Consider the following 23,407-nt stretch of genomic DNA (forward strand, 5'->3'; position numbering starts at 1 on the left):
GGTGCCGTGCCGCGGGGCCGCGGGGCCGCGGCGCCGGAGGCCGGCGGGCGGCCCGCGGTCAGTCCTTGCTCTCCAGGCCGCCCAGGCCGCCGAGCAGCAGGGTGGTGAAGCGGGCGGCCCAGGCCGCGTCGACCGGTTCGCCGCTGACCAGGGCGCGGTGCACCACGGCGCCGGCGATCACGTCGAAGATCATGTCCACGCTGCGCGCCGCGGCCGCCGCGCCCTCGGGGCCGCCGGCGTCCTTCGGCAGCTCGCCGCGCCGCTGGGCGCGCTCCCGGCCCTGCACCACCAGCCGCTTCTGGCGGTCCACGACGGCCGAGCGGATGCGGTTGCGCAGCGCGTCGTCCGTGGTGGACTCGGCGACCACCGCCATCAGGGCCGTCTTGGTCTCGGGGCGGGCGAGCAGCGCGGCGAACTGCAGCACCACGCCCTCGATGTCGTTCTTCAGACAGCCCCGGTCGGGCAGTTCGAGTTCGTCGAAGAGGACCGCGACGGCGTCCACGACCAGTTCGTTCTTGCCCGCCCAGCGGCGGTACAGCGTCGTCTTGGCGACCCCGGCGCGCGCCGCCACGTCGCCCATCGTCAGCTTCCCCCAGCCCAGCTCGACGAGCGCGGCGCGGGTGGCGTCCAGGATCGCGGCGTCGGCCTCGGCGCTGCGTGGGCGTCCCGTGCGGCCGGTGGGGCGGGTGCGCCCCTTGCGGGGGCCGGGGGAAGAGCACTGCATGCGGCTGACGATACCGGCCGGTAGGCATGAGCACCGTGTGGCGGGTGAGGCAGATCACGGACGCGGCGGGGCCGCGCGCTTGCGGCCGCGGGGGACCGGAGAGTTACGCTACGACTCGTAGCGAAAGAGCGACGCCACACTGGCCGCGGGTGGGGACCCCGGCCGCCGCAGGACGGTCCTTGCTCAGGACCGTGACCGGCTCCGGAAGGGGCCGCACACGCCGGCCCTCCACGGGGGCCGTGCCCACAGACCGGTCCTCCTCGGGACCACCACAGAGCTCTGTTCCCGGCCCGCTTCAGGCAAACCGGCGGGACGCGCGGCCGGGTGCGGAGCTCACCTCGCGGGGTCCAGGGCCATGGGGGCCCTGGATTTTCCGCACCGCTTTCCGGAACGGCCCGCTCAGGGGGGAGGATGGGACCATGCAGCCACGCAATATGTCCATGAGTGGAGTGGTCGACCTCGCCGCGGTGAAGGCGGCCGGGGAAGCGAAGCAGAAGGCGGAGCAGGCGCGCGCCGAGGCCGCGCGCACCGGTCGCGCTCCGGCGGCCGGCCGGCTCGTGGTCGATGTCGACGAGGCGGGGTTCCAGCAGGAGATCCTGCAGCGCTCCAATGAAGTGCCGGTCGTCATCGACTTCTGGGCCGAGTGGTGCGAGCCGTGCAAGCAGCTGGGTCCGCTGCTGGAGCGCCTGGCGGGGGAGTACGCCGGCAAGTTCGTGCTCGCCAAGATCGACGTAGACAGCAACCAGGCCCTCTTCCAGCAGTTCGGTGTGCAGGGCATCCCGGCCGTGTTCGCCGTCGTCGCCGGCCAGCCGATCCCGCTGTTCCAGGGCGCGGCCCCGGAGGGGCAGATCCGGCAGGTGCTGGACCAGCTGGTCCAGGCCGCCGAGCAGCAGTTCGGCATCGTCGGCGCGCCCGTCGACCCGGCGGCGCAGGGCGACGAGGAGCCCGTCGAGGCGCCCGCGCCGGCCGGCCCGTACGACGCGCTGCTGGAGGCCGCGACCCGGGCGCTGGACTCCGGCGACCTCGCCGGTGCCATCCAGGCGTACAAGAACGTGCTCTCCGACGAGCCGGCCAACGAGGAGGCCAAGCTGGGTCTCGCGCAGGCCGAGCTGCTGAACCGGGTGCAGGACCTCGACCCGCAGGCCGTGCGCAAGGAGGCGGCCGAGAGCCCCGCCGATGTGCAGGCCCAGATCCGGGCCGCCGACCTCGACCTGGTCGGGGGGCACGTCGAGGACGCCTTCGGGCGGCTGGTCGACGTCGTGAAGCGCACCGCGGGCGACGACCGCGAGGCCGCGCGACTGCGGCTGCTGGAGCTCTTCGAGGTCATCGGCGGCGAGGATCCGCGCGTCGTGAGCGCGCGCACCGCGCTGGCCCGCGTCCTGTTCTGACGGCTCGCCAAGTCCTCCCTCCTCAAACGGAACAGCGGCCACGTTTTACCAAAACTTGGTAATCGTGGCCGCTGTTACTTGGAGTAAGAGCGCTGGGATGGCTTGGCGTGTTTTGGGCGTAATTTGCGGATGTTTCTTCCGTGTCAAAGGCGACCCTGTGTACCGGGGTGATCTCGCTCGGTACCCGACGGATCATTTCTCTGTTACTCGTAGGTAACGAGCCCCTTGTGCGGCGGCTGAGAATGCACCACGATCAGCCAAGCTCGGTCCATCACCCAGCAGTCCGGCAGCCGGCCGGGAGGCGCGCGGGAGGTGGGTCCCCACCGAGTGGGCCGGCGGCAGTGCCGCCGGTCGAGGGCAGGGGGGTCTTCGCCGTCCCGGCGGAGCCTGTCCAGAGAGGTTGCGCGAGAGCGTGGCCAGTGGTTGTCGCTCGGGGGTGATCGCCGGTGGTTCGGAAACGCAAGTCCTCCGAAGCGGCGCTCTCCTTCCCGAGGACGTAGCACTTCTCCCATCCCAGGTGCGGCCGTATCCATGACCGGGCGGCCGGCGCCGGAGATGTACGTCCGAGAAGGAGGAAAGTCATGGAGTCCCTGGCTCGTGGCGGGACCAGATGGAAGCGGTTCGCCGTCGTCATGGTGCCGAGCGTCGCTGCGACGGCCGCGATCGGCGTGGCCCTTTCGCAGGGTGCGCTGGCCGCGTCGTTCAGCGTGTCCGGCCAGCAGTTCAAGGTGGCCACCGACCGCCTGGACGGCCAAGGCTTCGTTCAGTACGGAGCCGTTGACGCCCAGAAGGGCGGCAAGCAGATCCCGGTGGCGGTCTCGGCGTTCTCCAACGCCAAGATCAAGAACCTGTGCCAGTCCGTCGTCGTGCCCGTCCCGGTCTTCGGCGACGTGTCGATGAAGCTCCAGGCGGGCGGCGGTGACACGCCGGTCGAGGCGAAGAACCTCTACATCGACCTGGACCAGCTCGAGGCGGACGCGACCTTCAACAACATCAACATCGGTGTTGCCGCGGGTTCGTCGACCAAGGGCCCCGGTATCAAGAAGGGCGACAAGACGGACCCCGGTTCGTTCGCCCAGGAGGCCGACACGGCCACCCTGACCGGTGTCAAGCAGACGGCCTGGGCGACCACGGCCGGCACGTTCAAGCTCAGCGGCCTGAAGATGAAGGTCTCCAAGGGCAAGAACGAGTGCTACTGACGCACTGAGCGTGCGGGCACGGGGGAGCCGATACCAGGCCCCTGAGCCGTATCCCTGTGCCCGTGCGCCGGTCCTTCGGACAGCACCCAGCACCACCAGCTCACGTACCACCGAATTGCCAGTCCCGAGGAGCTGTACGAGATGAGCGCCGACACGCGACCACGGCTGAGCGAGACAATCGGCCGGCAGCGCCGTTCCTTCCGGGCTTGGCGAGGACAACGCCCGTACTGGGCGGGGCTGCTGACCCTGCTGGCCGGCATCCCGATCATGTACATCCCTTACGCGAACCTCACGATCGGTTCCCTGACCGTGCGCATGGCGACGACGGCGGGCGCGGGCTCGCTGATCATCGGCGTGCTGCTGGTCGTACTCGGTCTGACCATGTGGTTCCAGCCCGCTTCACGGGTCTTCGCCGGTGTCGCGGCGATCCTGCTGTCGCTGGTGTCCCTGGTCGTCTCCAACTTCGGCGCCTTCCTGGTCGGCTTCCTGCTGGGGCTGATCGGCGGTGCGCTGGCGGTCTCCTGGGCCCCCGGCAAGCCGGGCAAGGCCGAGGCCGCCGAGGACACCGACGGTCCCCGCGGGCGTGCGGACGACGGCGCCGGCGACGGGTTCGACGCGTTCGGCGGCGGGCGGCCCGCGGCAGCCGGAGCGGGCGGTTCGCGCGGCGTACTGGACGACCTGTCAGGTAAGAGCCCGACCAACGGGACGAACGGGAGGCACCGTGCCGGGTGATGAGCTGCACGACGAGGGCGCAGCCGCCGGGGCGAGATCCGGGCGGCACGCGGCGCCGAGGAAGCCGCTGCTGACGCGGTTGCACGTGCCGGCCGGCAAGGCGATCGCCATTGCCGCCATGCCCTCCGCCGTGCTCATGGGCATGGGGCTCACGCCCCAGCTGGCCATGGCCAAGCCCAAGCCCCCGGAGAGCCCTTTCCGGGACGGTCCGTGCGTGACCGCTCCGGACAAGGTGGACGAGCAGGACGCCAAGGCCGAGGACGACGCCAAGGCGAAGGACAAGGACAAGAAGGACGGCAAGGACACCGCCGAGCCGTCCGCGAAGCCGTCCGCCTCGCCCTCCGGCACGGACGAGGACAAGAAGACCGAGCCGTCGGCCACCCCGGAGAGCGAGGAGCCGTCGGAGTCCGCGACGCCCTCGCCGTCCGCCTCCCCCGAGGAGGAGAAGAAGGACGGTGGCCTGCTGGGCGGCGTCGGTGACGCCCTCGGCGGTCTGCTGGGCGGCGACAAGTCCGACGAGGAGTCCACCGAGTCGCCGAGCCCGACCCCGTCGGCCTCCGAGGACACCGCGTCCGAGGAGTCCACGAAGGACACCGGGGACACGGACGCGGCTGCCGGTGAGGCCACCAAGCCCGTCGAGGACACCGTCAAGGGCGTCACCGACGGTCTCGGCAAGGCCGGTGACTCCCTCAAGGGCGGCTCGAAGACCGTCGGCGACACCGTCCACGGCGCCGTGGGCATGGCGGACAACGCCCTGCCCGGCGGCGGTCTGGACGGCAAGGACGCCAACGGCAAGAAGGGCTACCCCTGCGTCACCGAGAACAAGCAGAAGGGCAAGGACGAGCAGACCCCCGTCACGCTGCCCGACAAGCCCTGGCACCTGACGTCCTCCGCGCTCACCCTGCGCGGCCTGGACTACGAGGGCGTCGTCAACGTCACCACCCAGAGCGGCAACACCAAGCAGGTACTGAAGTTCACCGCGGACAGCGTGGACATCGGCGACCTGCACCAGACGGTGGACGACCCGACGTCGGGGAAGAAGTACCACGTCGAGGCGCGCAAGGGCTCCACGTCCACCTTCCGCGGCGGCAAGGTGACGATGTACACCGAGCGCCTGCAGGGCAACCTCTTCGGGCTGATCCCGATCGTGTTCGACGCGGAGCACCCGCCGCCCATCAACACCCCGTTCGCCTACTTCACCAAGGTGGAGCTGGACCAGGCGGGCCAGTTCGGCGGCAACCTGCACGTCCCGGGCCTGCACCAGTACATGACCTGAGGCACCGCCGCCGGTCCGGGCCCGCCCGGCCCGCCGCAGTCCCGTCCGGGAGCCGCACCACGAAGGCCCCGCTCCTCCTCGGAGGAGCGGGGCCTTCGCGTACGTACGGGGAGCGTCAGCCGCGCTCGCCGCCCAGGTGGTGCACCCGGACCATGTTGGTGGTGCCGGGGACGCCGGGGGGCGAACCGGCCGTGATGATCATCGTGTCGCTCTTGTTGTAGCGCTTGAGCTTGAGCAGCTCGGCGTCGACCAGGTCGACCATCGCGTCGGTGTTGTCCACGTGCGGCACGACGAAGGTCTCCACGCCCCAGCTCAGCGAGAGCTGGTTGCGGGTGGACTCGTCGGTGGTGAAGGCCAGGATCGGCTGCACCGCGCGATAGCGGGACAGGCGGCGGGCGGTGTCACCGGACTTGGTGAAGGCCACCAGCGCCTTGCCGTTGAGGAAGTCGGCCATCTCGGCGGCGGCACGGGCCACGGCACCGCCCTGCGTACGCGGCTTCTTGCCCGGGACCAGCGGCTGCAGGCCCTTGGAGAGCAGCTCCTCCTCGGCCGCCTCGACGATCTTCGACATCGTCTTGACGGTCTGGATCGGGTACTGGCCGACCGAGGACTCCGCGGAGAGCATGACCGCGTCCGCGCCGTCCAGGATCGCGTTGGCGACGTCGGACGCCTCGGCGCGGGTCGGCCGGGAGTTGGTGATCATCGACTCCATCATCTGGGTCGCCACGATCACCGGCTTGGCGTTCCGCCGGCACATCTCCACCAGGCGCTTCTGCACCATCGGGACCTTCTCCAGCGGGTACTCCACCGCCAGGTCACCGCGGGCCACCATGACGCCGTCGAAGGACGCGACGACCTCTTCCATGTTGGCGACGGCCTGCGGCTTCTCCACCTTGGCGATGACCGGCACCCGGCGGCCGACCTCGTCCATGACGCGGTGCACGTCCTGGACGTCCTTGGCGTCCCGCACGAAGGACAGGGCCACCATGTCGCAGCCCATGTTCAGCGCGAACTTCAGGTCCTCGATGTCCTTCTCGGACAGCGCGGGGACGTTGACCGCGGCGCCGGGCAGGTTGATGCCCTTGTGGTCGGAGATGACGCCGCCCTCGATGACGATGCAGCGCACTCGCGGGCCGTCGACCTCGACCACCTGGAGGGCGACGTTGCCGTCGTTGATCAGGACCGGGTCGCCCTTGGAGACGTCGCCGGGCAGGCCCTTGTAGGTGGTGCCGCAGATGGTCCGGTCGCCGGGGACGTCCTCGGTGGTGATGACGAACTCGTCACCGCGCACCAGCTCCACCGGCCCGTCGGCGAACGTCTCCAGGCGGATCTTCGGGCCCTGGAGGTCGGCGAGGACGCCGATGGCCCGGCCGGTCTCCTCGGCGGCCTTGCGGAGGCGGTGGTACCGCTCCTCGTGCTCCGCGTGGGTGCCATGGCTCATGTTGAAACGGGCCACGTTCATGCCGGCTTCGATCAGCGTCTTCAGCTGGTCGAAGGAGTCAACGGCAGGGCCCAGGGTGCAGACGATTTTCGAACGGCGCATGGGCTGAATCCTATCGGTTTGTTTCAGAGCGGAATATTCCACCTGGCGGAAGCGCCGAAACTTAGGCGCTGACCAGTGCGTATGTCTGGTTGGCGATCTCCAGCTCCTCGTCGGTCGGCACCACGGCCACCGCGACCCGGGCGTACTCGGGCGAGATGATGCGGGCCTCGCCGGACCGCTCGGCGTTCCGCCGCGTGTCCACCGCGAGCCCCATCTCCTCCAGGCCGAGCACCGCGGCCTCGCGCACCGGGGCGGAGTTCTCGCCGACGCCCGCGGTGAAGGCCACCGCGTCGACCCGGCCCAGCACCGCGGTGTAGGCGCCGATGTACTTCCGCAGCCGGTGTATGTAGACGTCGAACGCGAGGGCCGCCTGCTTGTCCCCCTCGTCGATCCGCCGCCGGATCTCCCGCATGTCGTTGTCGCCGCAGAGCCCCAGCAGGCCGCTCTTCTTGTTGAGCAGCTCGTCGATCTCGTCGCTGGACAGCCCGGCGTTGCGCTCCAGGTGGAAGATGACCGCCGGGTCGATGTCGCCGGAGCGGGTGCCCATGACCAGGCCCTCCAGCGGGGTCAGGCCCATGGAGGTGTCCACGCACCGGCCGCCGGCCACCGCCGAGGCGGAGGCGCCGTTGCCCAGGTGCAGCACGATGACGTTGACCTCGGACGGGTCCTTGCCCAGCAGCTTGGCGGTCTCGCGCGAGACGTACGCGTGCGAGGTGCCGTGGAAGCCGTACCGGCGTACGCGGTGCGCGTCGGCGGTCTCCACGTCGAGGGCGTACCGGGCCGCGTACTCCGGCATCGTCGAGTGGAAGGCGGTGTCGAACACGGCCACCTGCGGCAGGTCCGGGCGGAGCCGCTGGGCGGTCCGGATGCCGGTGAGGTTCGCCGGGTTGTGCAGCGGGGCCACCGGCACCAGCCGCTCGATCTCCTTGAGCACCACGTCGTCGATCACGGTCGGCTCGGTGAACCGCAGCCCGCCGTGCACCACCCGGTGGCCGATCGCGGCCAGCTGCGGGGAGTCCAGGCCCAGCCCGTCGGCGGACAGCTCGTCCGCGACCGCCTTCAGCGCCGCGTCGTGGTCGGCCATCCGCTCCTCGCGCTCGCGCTTCTCGCCCCCGGCCGCCAGCGGGGTGTGCACCAGCCGCGAGGCCGGCTCACCGATCCGCTCGACCAGCCCCACCGCCAGCCGGGCACCCCCGTCCATGTCCAGCAGCTGGTACTTCAGCGAGGAGGATCCGGAGTTCAGGACGAGGACTCGGGTGGCATCGGCAGTCATGGAGAAGGCTTTCGGGTCGGGATGCGGGCGGGGCGAGGGGTGGGGGACGGGCTCAGCGGCCGGTGGGGGAGGCGCCGCCCTGGGCCTGGACGGCCGTGATGGCGACGGTGTTGACGATGTCCTGGACCAGGGCGCCGCGCGAGAGGTCGTTGACCGGCTTGCGCAGTCCCTGCAGCACCGGGCCGACGGCGACCGCGCCGGCCGACCGCTGCACGGCCTTGTAGGTGTTGTTGCCGGTGTTCAGGTCCGGGAAGACCAGCACGGTGGCCCGGCCCGCGACCTCGGAGTCCGGCAGCTTGGTACGGGCGACGTCGGCGTCGACGGCCGCGTCGTACTGGATCGGGCCCTCGACCAGCAGGTCGGGGCGGCGCTCGCGGACCAGCTCGGTGGCCTTGCGGACCTTGTCCACGTCCGCGCCGGAGCCGGAGGTGCCGGTGGAGTACGACAGCATCGCGATCCGCGGCTCGACGCCGAACTGCGCGGCGGTGGCGGCGGACTGGATGGCGATGTCGGCCAGTTGCTCGGCGTTCGGGTCCGGGTTGACCGCGCAGTCGCCGTAGACCAGCACCCGGTCGGCCAGGCACATGAAGAAGACGGAGGAGACGATCTGCGCGTCCGGCTTGGTCTTGATGACCTCGAAGGCGGGCCGGATGGTGGCGGCGGTGGAGTGCACGGCGCCGGACACCATGCCGTCGGCCAGGCCCTCCTGCACCATCAGGGTGCCGAAGTAGGAGACGTCCGCGACCACGTCGTACGCCAGCTCGTACGTCACGCCCTTGTGGGCGCGCAGCTCCGCGTACCGCTCGGCGAAGCGCTCGCGCACCGGCGCGGTCTGCGGGTCGATGATCTGCGCGTCGCCCAGCTCGATGGAGAGGTCGGCCGCCCGCTTGCGGATGGCGTCCTCCTCGCCCAGCAGCGTCAGGTCGCACACGTCCCGGCGGATCAGCACGTCGGCGGCGCGCAGCACGCGCTCCTCGGTGCCCTCCGGCAGCACGACCCGGCGGCGCCCGGAGCGGGACCGCTCGATCAGCTCGTGCTCGAACATCATCGGCGTGACCCGGTCGGACTTCAGGACCGCGATGCGCTTGGTCAGCTCGACGGTGTCCACATGCCGCTCGAAGAGGCCCAGCGCGGTCTCGGCCTTGCGCGGCGAGGCGGCGCTCAGCTTGCCCTCGATCTCGAACAGCTCACCGGCCGTCGGGAAGGACCCGCCCGGCACGGATATCACCGGCGTACCGGGGGCGAGCCGGGCGGCCAGCGCCATGATGTCGGGGCCGGGGCGCTCGCCGAGCGTCAGGAGGACGCCCGCGATGGGCGGGGCGCTCGCGCTGTGCGCGGCGAGCGCCCCGATGATCAGGTCGGCCCGGTCGCCGGGCGCCACCACGAGGGCGCCGTCGGTCAGCGCCTTGAGGAACGTCGGCAGCATGGCGCCGCCGAAGACGAAGTTCTTCGCGTCCCTGGCCATCCCGGAGTCGTCGCCGAGCAGCACCTCGCCGCCCAGGGTGTGCACGATCTGGGAGACGGTCGGGGCGGAGAGCGAGCTGTCCTCGGGGAGCGCGTAGCAGGGGACCGGCAGGTGCCCGGCCAGCTGTTCCACGACGGCGGCGCGGTCGTCGGGGGCGACCCGGTTCACGACGACGGCGACCACGTCGCAGCTCATGGACTCGAAGGCGCGGTAGGCGTTGCGCGCCTCGTCCCGCACCGACTCCGGCTCCTGGTCGCGGCCCGCGACGACCGGCAGGACCGAGGCGCCGAACTCGTTCGCCAGCCGTGCGTTCAGGCTCAGCTCGTCCGGCAGGCTGGTGTCGGCGTAGTCCGTGCCCAGCACCAGGACGTAGTCGTACTCCCTGGCCACGTCGTGGAAGCGGTCCACCAGCCGGGAGACCAGCTCGTCGGTGCCGCGCTCGGCCTGGAGGGCGTTCGCCTCCTCGTAGCCGATGCCGTAGACCGTGTCGGCCGGCTGGGTGAGGCGGTACCGCGACCGCAGCAGGTCGAAGAGCCGGTCGGGGCCGTCGTCGTGCACGAGCGGCCGGAAGACGCCGACCCGGTCCACATGGCGGGTCAGCAGTTCCATGACCCCCAGCTCGATCACCTGGCGTCCGTCGCCGCGGCCGATGCCGGTCACGTACACGCTCCGCGTCACGCGCGATCTCCGTCCTTTTCCGTTGCTGACCGGGAAAAATTACCCGTTATGGTGGCCTTGCCCCCCTTGACAATACCTGCGCCAGTGGATAAGCCGCTTCCTCCAGTGTCCATGGTCGGCGCCGGTGGGCGAAGGCGGGTGCAAGAGGTGGGTGAGGGCTCCTGTGCCGGGTACCCGAGGACGGAGTACCCGAGGCGCGTGAGGTCACCGGTCACCGGCCCGTGAAACAATCGCACCGGCTCACCAGAACCAACATCGAGCACAGGAGACTCAGCACGATGCGTATCGGAGTCCTGACCGCGGGCGGCGACTGCCCCGGCCTCAACGCCGTGATCCGCTCTGTGGTGCACCGCGCCGTCACGGGCCACGACGACGAGGTCATCGGCTTCGAGGACGGCTTCAAGGGTCTGCTCGACGGCCGTTACCGCAAGCTCGACCTCGACGCCGTCGGCGGCATCCTCGCCCGCGGCGGCACCATCCTCGGCTCCTCCCGCCTGGAGCGCGCGCGGCTCCGCCAGGCCTGCGAGGACGCCAAGGACATGTCGAAGGAGTACGGCATCGACGTGCTCATCCCGATCGGCGGCGAGGGCACGCTCACCGCGGCCCGGATGCTCGCCGACGCGGGGCTGCCGGTGGTCGGTGTGCCGAAGACCATCGACAACGACATCTCCTCCACCGACCGCACCTTCGGCTTCGACACGGCCGTCGGCGTCGCGACCGAGGCCATCGACCGCCTGAAGACCACCGCCGAGTCGCACCAGCGGGTCATGGTCGTGGAGGTCATGGGCCGCCACGCGGGCTGGATCGCCCTGGAGTCCGGCATGGCCGGCGGCGCCCACGGCATCTGCCTGCCCGAGCGCCCCTTCGACGTGAACGACCTGGTCAAGATGGTCGAGGAGCGCTTCGCCCGGGGCAAGAAGTTCGCCGTCGTCTGTGTCGCCGAGGGCGCGCACCCCGCCGAGGGCACGATGGACTACGCCAAGGGCGAGATCGACCAGTTCGGTCACGAGCGCTTCCAGGGCATCGGCACCAAGCTCGCCGTCGAGCTGGAGAACCGGCTCGGCAAGGAGGCCCGCCCGGTCATCCTCGGCCACGTCCAGCGCGGCGGCACCCCCACCGCGTACGACCGCGTCCTCGCCACCCGCTTCGGCTGGCACGCCGTCGAGGCCGCGCACCGCGGCGACTTCGGCCGGATGACCGCGCTGCGCGGCACGGACATCACGATGGTGCCGCTCGCCGAGGCGGTCACCCACCTCAAGACCGTCCCGGCCGACCGCATGCACGAGGCCGAGTCGGTCTTCTGATCCGTTCCGGTGCCCGGCCCCGGCGGGCCGGGCACGGCTCACGCCTCGCCGACCTGTTCCCAGAAGTGGGCGAGGACGTCGGCCAGGAAGTCCCGGCCCGCGTCGCTGGACTCCGCGGCGGACTCCACGCCGCCGCCCCAGCCCAGGGTCCCGGCCATCCGGCGGTGGTACTCCTCGAACAGGAACTCCAGCGCCTTCTGCACCGCCGGCTTCGGCAGCCCCAGCAGCTTGCACACCGGCCGGGTGTATGCCTGCCAGCGCGTGGTCGCCGCGCTGCGCAGCATCTCCGCCAGCTGCCGGTCGCGGCCGGTCAGCCGGACCAGTGCGGGCAGCGGGAGGTCCAGCTCGGTCCTGAGGGCCGCGGCCTGCCGGTCGTTGCCCTGCCACTGGCCCGTGGCCTCCATCCGCTCGTACGCCGGGATCTCCATCCCGATGCGCAGCGCGAGGTCGTCGGCGGCGATGCCCCGGGCGATGCGGTACTCGCGCAGCGTGTCGGGGGTGCCGAGCAGATCACCGGGCGCGCACCAGAGGGCGCCGGCGAGCGCGTTCAGCTCGCTCTCCGTCGGCGAGCCCTCGCCCCGCTCCCACGCGGCGATCATCCGTGGCTGAATCGGTTTTCCGTAGGCGGCGTTGATTCCGTACGCAACGTGCGCGGGCGTCATGCCGAGAGCCTCGCGCATGCGCTTGGCTGCCTGGGCGTCGAAGGGTGGGCGGCGCTCGCCCCTGTCTGGCGTGTGCACCGCCACACCGTAAATGACCGGGATATGTCTACGCGGGTAGTTCTGCTCTTTGCTTCGAAAACTCGTAGCAATATACGGATTGCAGAGAGTGATCTTGTAACGGTGGGTGATTTTCTCACGGACCGTGAGCGATATGCGAGAGGATTCTCAGCCAAACATCGCGATTGACCGAGCGCTCGCTCAGCCGGGACTCGCGCCCGTCACCAGTCGGCGTCGACGAGCGGCTCCAGCCGGAACAGCTGGTGGTCCACCTCCTCGCGCGGCCACTGGACGAGGCGGGCCCCGTTGCCCGTGGCGCCGCCCTCGATGTCGAGGTACTGGCCGCTGTGCTCCACGGCGATGCGGTAGACGCCGCCGGGCCGTGGCTCGAAGCGGAACTTCTCGTTCGGGGTGCCGACCGCTCGCCACTGGACCAGCCCCGCACCCTCCTTCGGCGAGGCGTCCGCGATGCTCAGGACCTTGCCGCTGTGCTTGGCCACGAGCCGGTGGGAGCCGTCGCCGACGGGTTCCAGGGAGAACTTGTCGTTGCCGTGCGCGCCGCGCGAGAACTGGATCACGTGGGCACCGTCGGCGGTGGACGCCTCGCTCACGCACACGACCTTGCCGCTGTGCACGGCGACGACGCGGGCGCGGGACGGCAGCGCTGCGGACGGTGCGGAGGGAACGCTGGACATGGCGGACCTCCTTGCGGCGTCATGGCTACCGCGCACGGTAGGCCGCGCGCCACGTACCGGCCAGAGAGGTTTCGGCTACCCCTTCACCGCCCCGCCCAGCGCGAAGCCGGCGCCGAGGCGGCGGGCGATGAGGACGTACAGGACCAGGACCGGTGTGGAGTAGAGGAGGGAGAAGGCCGCGAGCTGGCCGTGGACCACGGTCCCGCGGTTGCCGAAGAAGTCGTTGATGCTGACCGAGGCGGGCATCTGCGCGGGGTCGAGCAGGAGCATGAAGGGGACGAAGAAGTTGCCCCACATCATGACGAAGGAGTAGACGGTCACGACCGCGATGCCCGGCCCCATCAGCGGCAGGACGACGCGGAGCAGGGACTGCATGGGCGAGGCCCCGTCGGTCCAGGCCGCCTCCTCCAGCTCCTTCGGCACGCCGTCCATGAAGTTCTTCATGAGCCATACGGCGAAGGGGAGCTGGGACGCCGCGAAGAACAGGATCGTGCCGTGCATGGTGTCGATCAGCTCGACCTGCACGAACAGCGCGTACACCGGAACCATGATCGCCGTGATCGGCAGGCAGGTGGCGAAGAGGATCGTGGCCAGGAACGCGCTGCCCGTACGGGAGCGGTGGCGGGACAGCGGATAGGCCGCCAGGGCCGCGCAGACGATCGTCAGGAGGGTCGCCCCGCCGCACAGGATCAGGCTGTTGAGGAGCGGGGTGAAGGTGACGTCGGGGACGAGCACCGCGTCGAAGTTGCCGAAGGTGAACTCGTCGGGGAGCTTCGCCCGCAGGTCGGCCCGCGCGTCGACGGACGAGAGGGCCACCCAGGCCAGGGGCAGGACGAAGGCCGCCGCGACGACCAGCAGCGCGGCGTCCGCCGTCAGCCGGCGGGTGGCGCGGCGGAAGGCCGGGGTGCGGGTCACGGAGCGGGGCACTCAGACCTCCGTGCGCAGCAGGCGCATGTAGACGAGGGAGAAGAGGGAGCCGACCAGGAGCAGCAGCAGGGCCACCGCCGTCGCGTAGCCGATCATGCTGTTCTGGAACGCCTGCTCGTACATGTACAGGGGGAGCGTCTGGCTGCGGTTGCCGGGCCCGCCGCGGGTCATCACCCAGATCAGGCCGAAGACCGAGAGGGTCTGGAGGGTGTTGAGCATCAGATTGGTGCCGATGGAGCGGCGGATCATCGGCAGCGTGATGTGCCACATCCGGCGCCGGCCGCTCGCGCCGTCGACCTGCGCGGCCTCGGTGATCTCCTTGGGGATCTCGTTGAGGGCCGCCGAGTAGACCAGCATCGAGAAGGCCGTGCCGCGCCAGACGTTGGCGAAGGACACCGCCAGGATCGGCAGGGTGTAGAGCCAGTTCTGGGCCGGCAGGTGCAGCCAGTCGAGCACCGCGTTCAGGGTGCCCTCGCGGCGGAAGAAGGCGTAGAGCAGGAAGCCCGCCACCACCTCCGGGAGCACCCAGGCCGTCACCACGATGCCGCCGGTCAGCGTGCGCACCGGCCCGGAGGCGCGCTGCATCAGGGCCGCGAGCGTCAGGCCCAGGGTGTTCTGGCCGATCAGGGACGAGACGACCGTGAAGACCAGCGTCAGCCAGACGGCGTTGAGGAAGCCCTTGTCGCCGAAGGCCTCGGCGAAGTTGTCCAGGCCGACGAAGGACGACTCCGCCTGGCCGGTCAACTGCAGGTCGGTGAAGGCGAGATAGACGCAGTAGCCGATCGGCCCCGCGAGGAAGAGCAGCAACAGGGCGACGCCGGGGGTCACCGGCAGCGCCCGGGCCAGGGTGCGGCGCGGGCGCGTACCAAGGGCGCTCACTTCTTGACCACTGCGCCGTTCGTGATCGAGTCCAGCTCCTCGTCGTAGGTCCTCGCCGCCTCCGCCACCGAGGTGTCGCCCGTCGTGACGCCTTCCATGGCCTCCTGGATCGCGGTGGAGACCTTCGGGTACGCGGGGTAGGCGGGCCGGTAGTGGGTGTGCGCGACCAGGTCCGTGAAGAACTTGATGCCGGGCTGCGCCTTCACGTACTCCGGGTCCTCGGCGACGTCCTTGCGGACCGCGATGCCGGAGTTGGCGATGTACCACTTCCGCGCGTTCTGCTTGGTCTGCATCGTCCTGATGAACTCAAAAGCCAGGTCGGGGTTGGCCGCCTTGGCCGGGACGGCCCAGGTCCAGCCGCCGGACATGCTCACCTTCCCGGGTGCCCCGCCGTCCTGGGTGGGCATGTGCGCCAGGCCCAACTCCTCGGACCACTCCGGCCATTCGTGGCCGGAGCCCTTGATCCAGTCCTGCGGCAGCCAGGAGCCGTCGAGGTTGATGGCGAGCTTGCCCTCGGGCAGCAGCTCGCCGCGGGTGCGGGTGCCGATGTTCGGGTCGAGCGCGTCGGAGACGTCCGGGCCGAGCTTCTCCTTGTAGACGGTCTCCACGAACTTCAGGGCGTCCTTGAAGCCCTCGCCGCCGACGACCCACTTCTTCTTGCCCGGGTCGTACAGCGGGTCCTCGCCCGTGCCGTAGAGCAGCATCTCGAAGCCCTGCATCGCGGACATCTCGCCCGCCGGCTTGCCGGTGTAGACGTTCAGCGGGATGACGCCGGGCACCTTCTTCTTGATGGTGCGGGCGGTTTCGAGGATGTCGTCCCAGTTCTTCGGCTGCCAGTCCGCGGGCAGGCCCGCCTTCTTGAAGATGTCCTTGCTGAACCACAGACCGCGGGTGTCGGTGCCGTCCGGCACGCCGTACGTCTTGCCGTCCTCGCCCTTGGCCGCGGTCTTCGCGGTGTCGATGAACTGCCCCCAGTCCCGCCACTTGTCCAGGTAGGGGTCCAGGGGCTTCAGATAGCCGCTGGTGATGTCGGAGTTGATGAGGAAGGTGTCCTCGTAGACGAGGTCGGGCGCCGTCCTGGGGGAGCGCAGCATCTGCTGCAGCTTCGTGTAGTACTCGGAGTCCGGTGCCTTGATCGGCACCAGCTTCACCTTCTTGCCCGGGTGCGCCTGCTCGAACTCCTTCTTGATCCCGGCCAGGTAGGTGTCCATCTGGCGGATCTTGTTGTCCGTGGACTGCTTGAACGAGACCTTCACGACGTCCGGGTCGCTCCCGGAGCCGCCTCCGCAGGCGGTCAGGGTGGAAGCGGCGAGCAGGGCGGCTGCGGTGAGCAGCAGGGGAGTGCTGGGGCGGGGCACGGCACGACCTCCTACGAGCCATCCGGCACTGGCGGCTCCGGCCGGCCGCCCTCGTTGGCTGCCCGGTGAACGTAAGGCGGCGTTCCGTGGCTGGTCAATGCCCGTGCGTCGGGCGGGCGTTGTTCCGTGACAACGTTGTTATTGGCCGGGCATGCGTCCGAATCCGGGCCAGGCTCAGTGCAGCCAGGTGTACCGCAGCTCGGGGCGGCCCACGTGCCCGTACTGGGGACTGCGGGCCGCGCGGCCCGTGGTGGCCAGGTGCTCCAGATAGCGGCGGGCCGTGATCCGGGAGATGCCCACCGTCTCGGCCGCCGCGCCCGCCGACAGCCCCTCCGGGGCCGCCCGCAGCGCGTCGGTCACCGCCCGCAGCGTCGCCCGGGTCAGCCCCTTGGGCAGGGTGGCCGGCTGCGGCGCCCGCAGCGCGCCGATGGCCCGGTCCACCTCGTCCTGGCCCGCGGCCTCGCCGGCCGACGCGCGGAAGACGGCGTAGCGGGTGAGCCGGTCGCGCAGCGTGGAGAAGGTGAACGGCTTCAGGACGTACTGCACGATGCCCAGCGACACGCCCTCCCGTACGACGGTCAGGTCGCGGGCCGAGGTCACCGCGAAGATGTCCGCGGTGTGCCCGGCCGCGCGCAGCGTCCGTACCAGCTGGAGCCCGTGCCCGTCGGGTAGGAACAGGTCCAGCAGGAGCAGGTCGACGGGGTGATGGTCGAGGTGGCGGCGGGCCGCGGCGGCGGTGTGCACGGTGCCGGAGACGGTGAAGCCGGCGACCCGGCCGACGTACAGCGCGTGCGCGTCGGCCGCGACGGGGTCGTCCTCGACGACCAGCACCCGGATGGGGGTCTCCGGGACCTTCGGGGTGCCGTCGGTGCTGTCGGCCGGCGGGGTGCCGCCCGTGCCGTCCTGTGGGGTCATTCCCGCCGCTCCGTCCGCAGTGGCAGGCGGACGGCGAACGCCGCACCGCCCTCGGGCGCCCGGTCGAGGGTGACCGTGCCGCCGTGGCGGCGCACAGTCTGCCGCACGATGGCCAGTCCCAGGCCCCGGCCGTGCACCGTAGAGCCGCTCTCCTTCGACGTCCAGCCGCGCCGGAAGATCTCCTCGGCGTGTCCCGGGTCCACGCCGGGCCCGGAGTCGGCGACCCGCAGCAGCAGCTCGCCGTCCGTGGCGCGGGCGGTGACCACGACGCGGCCCGCCTCGCCCGCCGGGTGCGTGCCGGACGCGGCGTCGATCGCGTTGTCGACGAGGTTGCCCAGGACGGTCACCAGGTCGCGCGCCGGCAGCCACTCGGGCAGCAGTCCGTCGTCGATCCCGCTGTCCTCGGTCAGCGTCAGCTCCACGCCGTACTCGTTCGCCTGCGCGGCCTTGCCCAGCAGCAGCGCGGCCAGCACCGGCTCGGCGACCGCGCCCGTCACCCGGTCGGTCAGGTTCTGCGCCAGCTCCAGCTCCGCGGTGGCGAACTCCACCGCCTCCTCGGCGCGGCCCAGCTCGATCAGTGACACGACGGTGTGCAGCCGGTTGGCGGCCTCGTGCGCCTGCGAGCGCAGCGCCTCGGCGAAGCCGCGCACCGAGTCCAGCTCGCCGGAGAGCGCCTGCAGCTCGGTATGGTCGCGCAGGGTGACCAGCGTGCCGCGCCGCTCGCCCCCGTCGACCGGCGAGGTGTTCACGACGAGCACCCGGTCGGCGGACAGGTGCAGCTCGTCGACGCGCGGGCCGGGGGAGAGCAGTGCTTCGGTGAGTGGCGCGGGCAGCCCCAGCTCGGCGACCGGCCGGCCCACCGCGTTCCCGCCCAGGCCCAGCAGCTCACGCGCCCCGTCGTTGATCAGGGCGACCGCGCGCCGTCCGTCGAGCAGCAGCAGCCCCTCGCGTACGGCGTGCAGCGCGGCCTGGTGGTAGTCGTGCAGCCGGCTCAGCTCGGCGGCGTTCATGCCGTGCGTATGGCGCCGCAGCCGGGCGTTGACGACGTACGTGCCGACGCCGCCCAGGGCCAGCGCGGCGGCCGCGACCAGGATCAGCGAGAGCATCTGGCGGCGCAGCCCGTCACTGATCGTCTCGACCGTGATGCCGGAGCTGACCAGCGCGACGATCCTGCCGCCGGACCGTACCGGCGCCACCACCCGCACGGACGGCCCCAGCGTCCCCAGGTGGGTCTCGTGGTAGACCTCGCCGCGCAGCGCGGGGCCGATGTGGCCGAGGTACTTCTCGCCGATGGCGGACGGCCGTGTATGGGTATACCGGGTCTTGTCGGTGTCCATCACCACGACGAAGGCCACGCCCGCGGCCTTGCGCACCCGCTCGGTGTACGGCTGAAGCAGCTTCGTGGGGTCCTCGGAGCGGACCGCCCGCGCGACCTCGGGAGCGTTGGCCACGGAGGTCGCGACCGCGGTGGTCTGGCGGCGCGCCGTCTCCTCGGCCTGCTCGCTCGCGTTGAGGTACGCGAAGACGGCGCAGCCCGCGACGACGACCGCGATCAGCACGGCCTGCACGGCGAAGAGCTGGCCGGCCAGGCTGCGGGGTCGGGGAAGGCGCATGTGCATAAGTTTGCCCGGTCACGTTTACATGAACGAAATGTACGTAAGGGTGACGTGATCAAGAGGGGGGTGCATAGTCGCCGGGACTTTGTTTTGCGTTCAAGAGCCGCAGGTCGCACGCAGAACCGGACAATCGAGGACAGGAGGCAGTCGTGGCCGCAACGACCCTGCCGGGTGGCGGGACCCCCGGCGAGCCCGCCACGCCCGCGCCGAAGAAGCGTGACCGCACCCACTACCTCTACATCGCCGTCATCGGCGCCGTAGTGCTCGGCATCGCGGTCGGCTTCATCGCCCCGGGCGTCGCCGTGGAGCTGAAGCCGCTCGGTACCGGCTTCGTGAACCTCATCAAGATGATGATCTCGCCGGTCATCTTCTGCACGATCGTCCTCGGCGTCGGCTCCGTACGGAAGGCCGCCAAGGTCGGCGCGGTCGGCGGCCTGGCGCTCGGCTACTTCATGCTGATGTCCACCGTGGCCCTCGCCATCGGCCTGGTCGTCGGCAACATCCTGGAGCCCGGCTCCGGCATGCACCTGACCGAGACCCTCCGGCACGCGGGCCAGGCGCAGACCGAGGGCGGCGGCGAGTCCAGCTCGGAGTTCGTGCTCGGCATCATCCCGACCACCCTGGTCTCCGCCTTCACCACCGGTGAGGTGCTCCAGACCCTGCTGGTCGCGCTGCTGGTGGGCTTCGGGCTCCAGGCGATGGGCCGCTCGGGCGAGCCGATCCTGCGCGGCATCGGCCACCTCCAGAAGCTGGTCTTCCGCGTCCTGTCCATGATCATGTGGGCCGCGCCGGTGGGTGCCTTCGGCGCCATCGCCGCGGTGGTCGGCGAGACCGGCCTGGACGCCCTGAAGTCCCTCGCCGTCATCATGGTGGGCTTCTACGTCACCTGCCTGCTCTTCGTGATCGTCATCCTGGGCTCGCTGCTGCGGCTGATCGCCGGCGTGAACATCTTCTCGCTGCTGAAGTACCTGGGCCGCGAGTTCCTGCTGATCCTCTCCACCTCCTCCTCGGAGTCGGCGCTGCCGCGGCTGATCGCGAAGATGGAGCACCTGGGCGTCAGCAAGCCGGTGGTCGGCATCACCGTCCCGACCGGCTACTCCTTCAACCTCGACGGCACCGCGATCTACCTGACGATGTCCTCGCTGTTCGTCGCCGAGGCGATGGGCAGCCCGCTCTCCATCGGCCAGCAGATCTCGCTCCTCGTCTTCATGATCATCGCGTCCAAGGGCGCGGCCGGTGTCACCGGCGCCGGCCTGGCCACCCTCGCCGGCGGCCTCCAGTCGCACCGCCCCGACCTGGTCGACGGCGTCGGCCTGATCGTCGGCATCGACCGCTTCATGAGCGAGGCCCGCGCGCTGACCAACTTCGCCGGCAACGCGGTCGCCACGGTCCTCATCGGCACCTGGACCAAGGAGATCGACAAGTCCCGGGTGAGCGAGGTCCTGGCGGGCAACCGCCCGTTCGACGAGACCACCCTCGTGGACGACGGCCACGGCCCGGCCGCCGAGGACGACACCGACGTCCCGCAGCCGCGCCCCGAGGGCGACAAGGCCACCGTCTGACGCGTTCCGCGCCCCGAAGGCCCCCGCCGCACCACGCGGCGGGGGCCTTCGATGTTCGCGATCTTGTACGGAATTTCTCGATTGCGTCTCAAGGCGTCGCGGGCGGGAAACGAACCCGTGGCGGGACTGTCGCCGGACGCTGTGAAGCGGCAGAGTCGGCAGGGCCGGCGGGAAGCCGCCGGTGAACGGGGGTACGGGGGATCACGGGGGAACGGGGCCCGCCGGCGGCAGACGCCGGCGGGCCCCTTTCTTGTGCGTACGAGCAGGGGGTGCGACACCGGCCCGCAAGCACGTCGGTACGGCCGTCAGCCCTCGGGGCGCAGCCAGATCGTGGCGAGCGGCGGCAGCACCGGCGCGATGGAGGCGGAGCGGCCGTGGTACGGCACCGGCTCGGACTTCAGCTCCCCGGTGTTGGTCACGCCGCTGCCGCCGAACCGCTCCTCGTCGGTGTTGAGCACCTCCCGCCAGGACGGGACGTTCTCCGGCACCCCGAGGCGGTACTCGTGCCGCACCACCGGCGAGAAGTTGGCGACCGCGAGCAGCGGCTCGCCGGCGGCGTCGTAGCGCACGAACGAGAGGACGTTGTCCTCCCACGCGCCGCCGTCGATCCAGGCGAAGCCGCCCGGGTCGGTGTCCCGCTCCCACAGCGCCGGGGTGGCCGCGTACTGCCGGTTCAGCTCACGGACCAGGTCGCGGACGCCGCGGTGGTCCGGCGCCGCGTCGTACGCCGGGTCCAGCAGCCACCAGTCGGGGCCCTGCTCCTCGGACCACTCGGCGCCCTGCGCGAACTCCTGGCCCATGAAGAGCAGCTGCTTGCCCGGGTGGGACCACATGAAGCCCAGGTACGCACGGTGGTTGGCGCGCTGCTGCCACCAGTCGCCGGGCATCTTCGAGACCAGCGCCCGCTTGCCGTGCACGACCTCGTCGTGCGAGATGGGCAGCACGTAGTTCTCGGAGTAGGCGTACACCATCGAGAACGTCATGTCGTTGTGGTGGTACTTGCGGTGCACCGGCTCCTTGGACATGTAGACCAGCGAGTCGTGCATCCAGCCCATGTTCCACTTCAGGCCGAAGCCCAGACCGCCGAAGCCGCCGGGCCCGACGTGGTGCGTGGCGCGGGTGACGCCGTCCCACGCGGTGGACTCCTCGGCGATGGTCACCACGCCCGGGCAGCGCCGGTAGACCGTGGCGTTCATCTCCTGGAGGAAGGCGACCGCGTCCAGGTTCTCCCGGCCGCCGTACTGGTTGGGCGTCCACTCGCCGTGCTCCCGGGAGTAGTCCAGGTAGAGCATCGAGGCGACGGCGTCCACACGCAGCCCGTCGATGTGGAACTCGGAGCACCAGTAGACGGCGTTGGCGACCAGGAAGTTACGGACCTCCGTGCGGCCGTAGTCGAATTCGAGGGTGCCCCAGTCGGGGTGCGCGGCGCGCGCCGGGTCCTCGTGCTCGTACAGCGTCCGCCCGTCGAACTCCGCGAGCGCCCAGTCGTCGCGCGGGAAGTGCGCCGGCACCCAGTCCATGATCACGCCGATGCCGGCCCGGTGCAGCGCGTCGACCAGGTACTTGAAGTCGTCCGGCGAGCCGAGCCGGGCGGTCGGCGCGTAGAAGCCGGTGACCTGATAACCCCACGACCCGCCGAAGGGGTGCTCCGCGACCGGCATCAGCTCCACGTGCGTGAAGCCCAGGTCCTTGACGTACGCGGGAAGCTGCTCGGCGAGTTCGCGGTAGGACAGGCCCGGCCGCCAGGACGGCAGATGGACCTCGTAGACGGACAACGGCGCGGTGTGCACCGGGCGTTCGGCCCGGCGCGCCATCCACTCCGCGTCGCTCCACTCGTGGCGTGACACGTCGATGACGGAGGCGTTGGCGGGCGGGCATTCGGTCCGCCGGGCCATCGGATCGATGCGCAGCGTGTGGCTGCCGTCCGGGCGGGCGATGTCGAACTTGTACAGCTCGCCCTCGCCCAGCCCCGGCACGAACAGCTCCCACACGCCGGTGGAGCCGAGGGAGCGCATCGGGTAGACCGTGCCGTCCCAGTAGTTCATGTTCCCGGCGACGCGGACGCCCTGCGCGTTCGGCGCCCAGACCGTGAAGCGGGTGCCGGGCACGCCCTCGTGCTCCATGACCCGGGAGCCGAGCGCCTGCCACAGCTCCTCGTGCCGGCCCTCGCCGATCAGGTGCAGGTCGAGCTCGCCGATGGCGGGCAGGAAGCGGTACGGGTCGTGGACGGTCACCTCGTGGCCGTCCGGGCCGTCGCCGTAGGTGACCACCAGCCGGTAGTCGGGGATCTCCGGCAGCGGCAGCACCCCGGCGAAGATCCCGTCACCCTCGTGCGGCAGCTCGGCCCGCAGCCCCTCGGCGAGCACGGCCACCGAGGTGGCGTACGGGCGCAGCGTGCGGAAGAGGATCCCGCCGCCCACCGGGTGCGCGCCGAGCACCGCGTGCGGGTCGTGGTGCGTACCGGACAGCAGCCGGCCGCGGTCGGTGTCGCCCAGCGGGGACGCGGGCAGCACGCCGCCCTTCGCGGCGGACACCGTCGACGCGGCGGCCCGGTCGGCCGGGACCTGTGCGGCCGGGATCTTCGCCGCGGCGGCCTGCGTGGCCGGGGTCCGCGCGGCGGCGACCTTCGCGGGGGCCGGGGCCGCCGCCTTCCGGCCGGCGGGCTTCTTGGGTTCCGCCTTCTCGGCGGCCTTCTTCGCGGGCGCCTCGGCGGTCGTCTTCGCGGCGGCCTTCCCGGCCGCAGCGGCCGTGGTCTTCTTCGCCGTGGCCTTCTTGGCCGGGGTCTTCTTCGCGGCGGTCTTCTTCCGGGCGGCGGGCTTCTTTGCGGTAGCCCCGGTGGCCGGTTCCCCGGCCGCCGGGGCACCGGTCACCGAGGTCCCGGACGGCTTCACCTCGGTGGCCGGCGCGTCGGACGGCTCGGCGCCGCCGCGGGCCGGCTTCGCACGCGAGGTCTTCTTCCGCGCCGGCTGCGCGGCGGGTTCGGCGGCCGCCTCCGCCTCCGGGCCGGGCCCGGTGCGCTGGGCGGGCGGCGCCTCCTGCTCCTTCTCCGGCCGGGCGGGGGCCGGCAGGAAGGTGTGCGGTACGTCGGCGTCGGGCGCTGCGGCGGGGTCGGACGAGGGGCGGGACGGCGGACGGGGGGTCACGGGAGGAGCCT

General features: G+C 71.1%; 18 protein-coding genes. 6 read left to right on the forward strand and 12 right to left on the reverse strand.

The window, feature by feature from the left end; translation table 11 throughout:
• Nucleotides 1-58: 58 nt before the first annotated feature.
• Nucleotides 59-724, reverse strand: a complete 666-nt coding sequence (locus tag ABZ840_RS09255) for a TetR/AcrR family transcriptional regulator (protein ID WP_361555789.1) — start codon at nucleotides 722-724, stop codon at nucleotides 59-61.
• A 419-nt stretch (nucleotides 725-1,143) separates the two neighbouring features.
• Here ABZ840_RS09255 and ABZ840_RS09260 point away from each other — a divergent pair, with 419 nt between their 5' ends.
• The 4 genes from ABZ840_RS09260 to ABZ840_RS09275 all read left to right on the forward strand — a co-directional run bounded on the left by ABZ840_RS09260 (nucleotide 1,144) and on the right by ABZ840_RS09275 (nucleotide 5,319).
• A complete protein-coding gene (locus ABZ840_RS09260; RefSeq protein ID WP_361555793.1) occupies nucleotides 1,144-2,112 on the forward strand; it encodes a tetratricopeptide repeat protein in 969 nt (322 codons plus the stop codon).
• A 581-nt stretch (nucleotides 2,113-2,693) separates the two neighbouring features.
• Nucleotides 2,694-3,311 carry a DUF6230 family protein gene (locus ABZ840_RS09265; protein ID WP_361555796.1) on the forward strand — a complete coding sequence of 206 codons (618 nt, stop codon included), beginning with the start codon at nucleotides 2,694-2,696 and terminating at the stop codon, nucleotides 3,309-3,311.
• Nucleotides 3,312-3,452: 141 nt separating this feature from the next.
• Entirely contained in the window at nucleotides 3,453-4,043 is a 591-nt protein-coding gene (locus tag ABZ840_RS09270) for a DUF6114 domain-containing protein (RefSeq protein WP_361555799.1), read from the forward strand.
• Nucleotides 4,033-5,319 (forward strand): hypothetical protein, encoded by a 1,287-nt coding sequence (locus ABZ840_RS09275; protein WP_361555802.1) that lies wholly within the window; start codon nucleotides 4,033-4,035, stop codon nucleotides 5,317-5,319. Before ABZ840_RS09270 ends, ABZ840_RS09275 begins: the two co-directional genes overlap by 11 nt.
• A 115-nt stretch (nucleotides 5,320-5,434) precedes the next feature.
• Here the strand turns inward: ABZ840_RS09275 and pyk are convergent, their stop codons facing one another.
• From pyk to pta, 3 genes are all read right to left on the reverse strand, one after another.
• A complete protein-coding gene (gene pyk, locus ABZ840_RS09280; RefSeq protein ID WP_361555805.1) occupies nucleotides 5,435-6,862 on the reverse strand; it encodes a pyruvate kinase in 1,428 nt (475 codons plus the stop codon).
• Between the two features lie 61 nt (nucleotides 6,863-6,923).
• Nucleotides 6,924-8,135, reverse strand: coding sequence for an acetate kinase (locus ABZ840_RS09285; protein WP_361555808.1), 1,212 nt, complete (start codon nucleotides 8,133-8,135; stop codon nucleotides 6,924-6,926).
• Between the two features lie 52 nt (nucleotides 8,136-8,187).
• Nucleotides 8,188-10,278: a phosphate acetyltransferase gene (pta, locus tag ABZ840_RS09290; RefSeq protein WP_361555811.1), complete on the reverse strand. Its 2,091-nt coding sequence runs from the start codon at nucleotides 10,276-10,278 to the stop codon at nucleotides 8,188-8,190.
• A gap of 278 nt (nucleotides 10,279-10,556) precedes the next feature.
• On the opposite strand from pta, the gene ABZ840_RS09295 reads away from it, so the two are divergent.
• Complete coding sequence (locus tag ABZ840_RS09295) at nucleotides 10,557-11,582, forward strand: ATP-dependent 6-phosphofructokinase (RefSeq protein ID WP_361555814.1); 1,026 nt, start codon at nucleotides 10,557-10,559, stop codon at nucleotides 11,580-11,582.
• A gap of 38 nt (nucleotides 11,583-11,620) precedes the next feature.
• On the opposite strand, the gene ABZ840_RS09300 is transcribed toward ABZ840_RS09295, so the two are convergent.
• The 7 genes from ABZ840_RS09300 to ABZ840_RS09330 form a co-directional block, all read right to left on the reverse strand.
• Nucleotides 11,621-12,328, reverse strand: coding sequence for a helix-turn-helix transcriptional regulator (locus tag ABZ840_RS09300; RefSeq protein WP_361555817.1), 708 nt, complete (start codon nucleotides 12,326-12,328; stop codon nucleotides 11,621-11,623).
• A gap of 194 nt (nucleotides 12,329-12,522) precedes the next feature.
• Entirely contained in the window at nucleotides 12,523-12,996 is a 474-nt protein-coding gene (locus ABZ840_RS09305) for an RICIN domain-containing protein (RefSeq protein WP_361555820.1), read from the reverse strand.
• 75 nt (nucleotides 12,997-13,071) lie between these two features.
• Complete coding sequence (locus ABZ840_RS09310; RefSeq protein ID WP_361556554.1) at nucleotides 13,072-13,911, reverse strand: carbohydrate ABC transporter permease; 840 nt, start codon at nucleotides 13,909-13,911, stop codon at nucleotides 13,072-13,074.
• 12 nt (nucleotides 13,912-13,923) lie between these two features.
• On the reverse strand, nucleotides 13,924-14,802 hold the full coding sequence (locus tag ABZ840_RS09315; RefSeq protein WP_361555823.1) for a sugar ABC transporter permease: 879 nt from the start codon (nucleotides 14,800-14,802) through the stop codon (nucleotides 13,924-13,926).
• A complete protein-coding gene (locus ABZ840_RS09320; protein ID WP_361555826.1) occupies nucleotides 14,799-16,160 on the reverse strand; it encodes an ABC transporter substrate-binding protein in 1,362 nt (453 codons plus the stop codon). The genes ABZ840_RS09315 and ABZ840_RS09320 overlap by 4 nt, the downstream gene beginning before the upstream one ends.
• 174 nt (nucleotides 16,161-16,334) lie before the next feature.
• Entirely contained in the window at nucleotides 16,335-17,075 is a 741-nt protein-coding gene (locus tag ABZ840_RS09325) for a response regulator (RefSeq protein WP_361555829.1), read from the reverse strand.
• A complete protein-coding gene (locus ABZ840_RS09330) occupies nucleotides 17,072-18,688 on the reverse strand; it encodes a sensor histidine kinase (RefSeq protein WP_361555832.1) in 1,617 nt (538 codons plus the stop codon). Before ABZ840_RS09330 ends, ABZ840_RS09325 begins: the two co-directional genes overlap by 4 nt.
• A gap of 152 nt (nucleotides 18,689-18,840) precedes the next feature.
• On the opposite strand from ABZ840_RS09330, the gene ABZ840_RS09335 reads away from it, so the two are divergent.
• Complete coding sequence (locus ABZ840_RS09335; protein WP_361555835.1) at nucleotides 18,841-20,253, forward strand: cation:dicarboxylase symporter family transporter; 1,413 nt, start codon at nucleotides 18,841-18,843, stop codon at nucleotides 20,251-20,253.
• 305 nt (nucleotides 20,254-20,558) lie between these two features.
• Here the strand turns inward: ABZ840_RS09335 and glgB are convergent, their stop codons facing one another.
• A complete protein-coding gene (gene glgB / locus ABZ840_RS09340) occupies nucleotides 20,559-23,396 on the reverse strand; it encodes a 1,4-alpha-glucan branching enzyme (RefSeq protein ID WP_361555838.1) in 2,838 nt (945 codons plus the stop codon).
• Nucleotides 23,397-23,407 lie beyond the last annotated feature (11 nt).

It is taken from the genome of Streptomyces sp. NPDC047117, assembly GCF_040643545.1.
Lineage (GTDB): Bacteria > Actinomycetota > Actinomycetes > Streptomycetales > Streptomycetaceae > Streptomyces.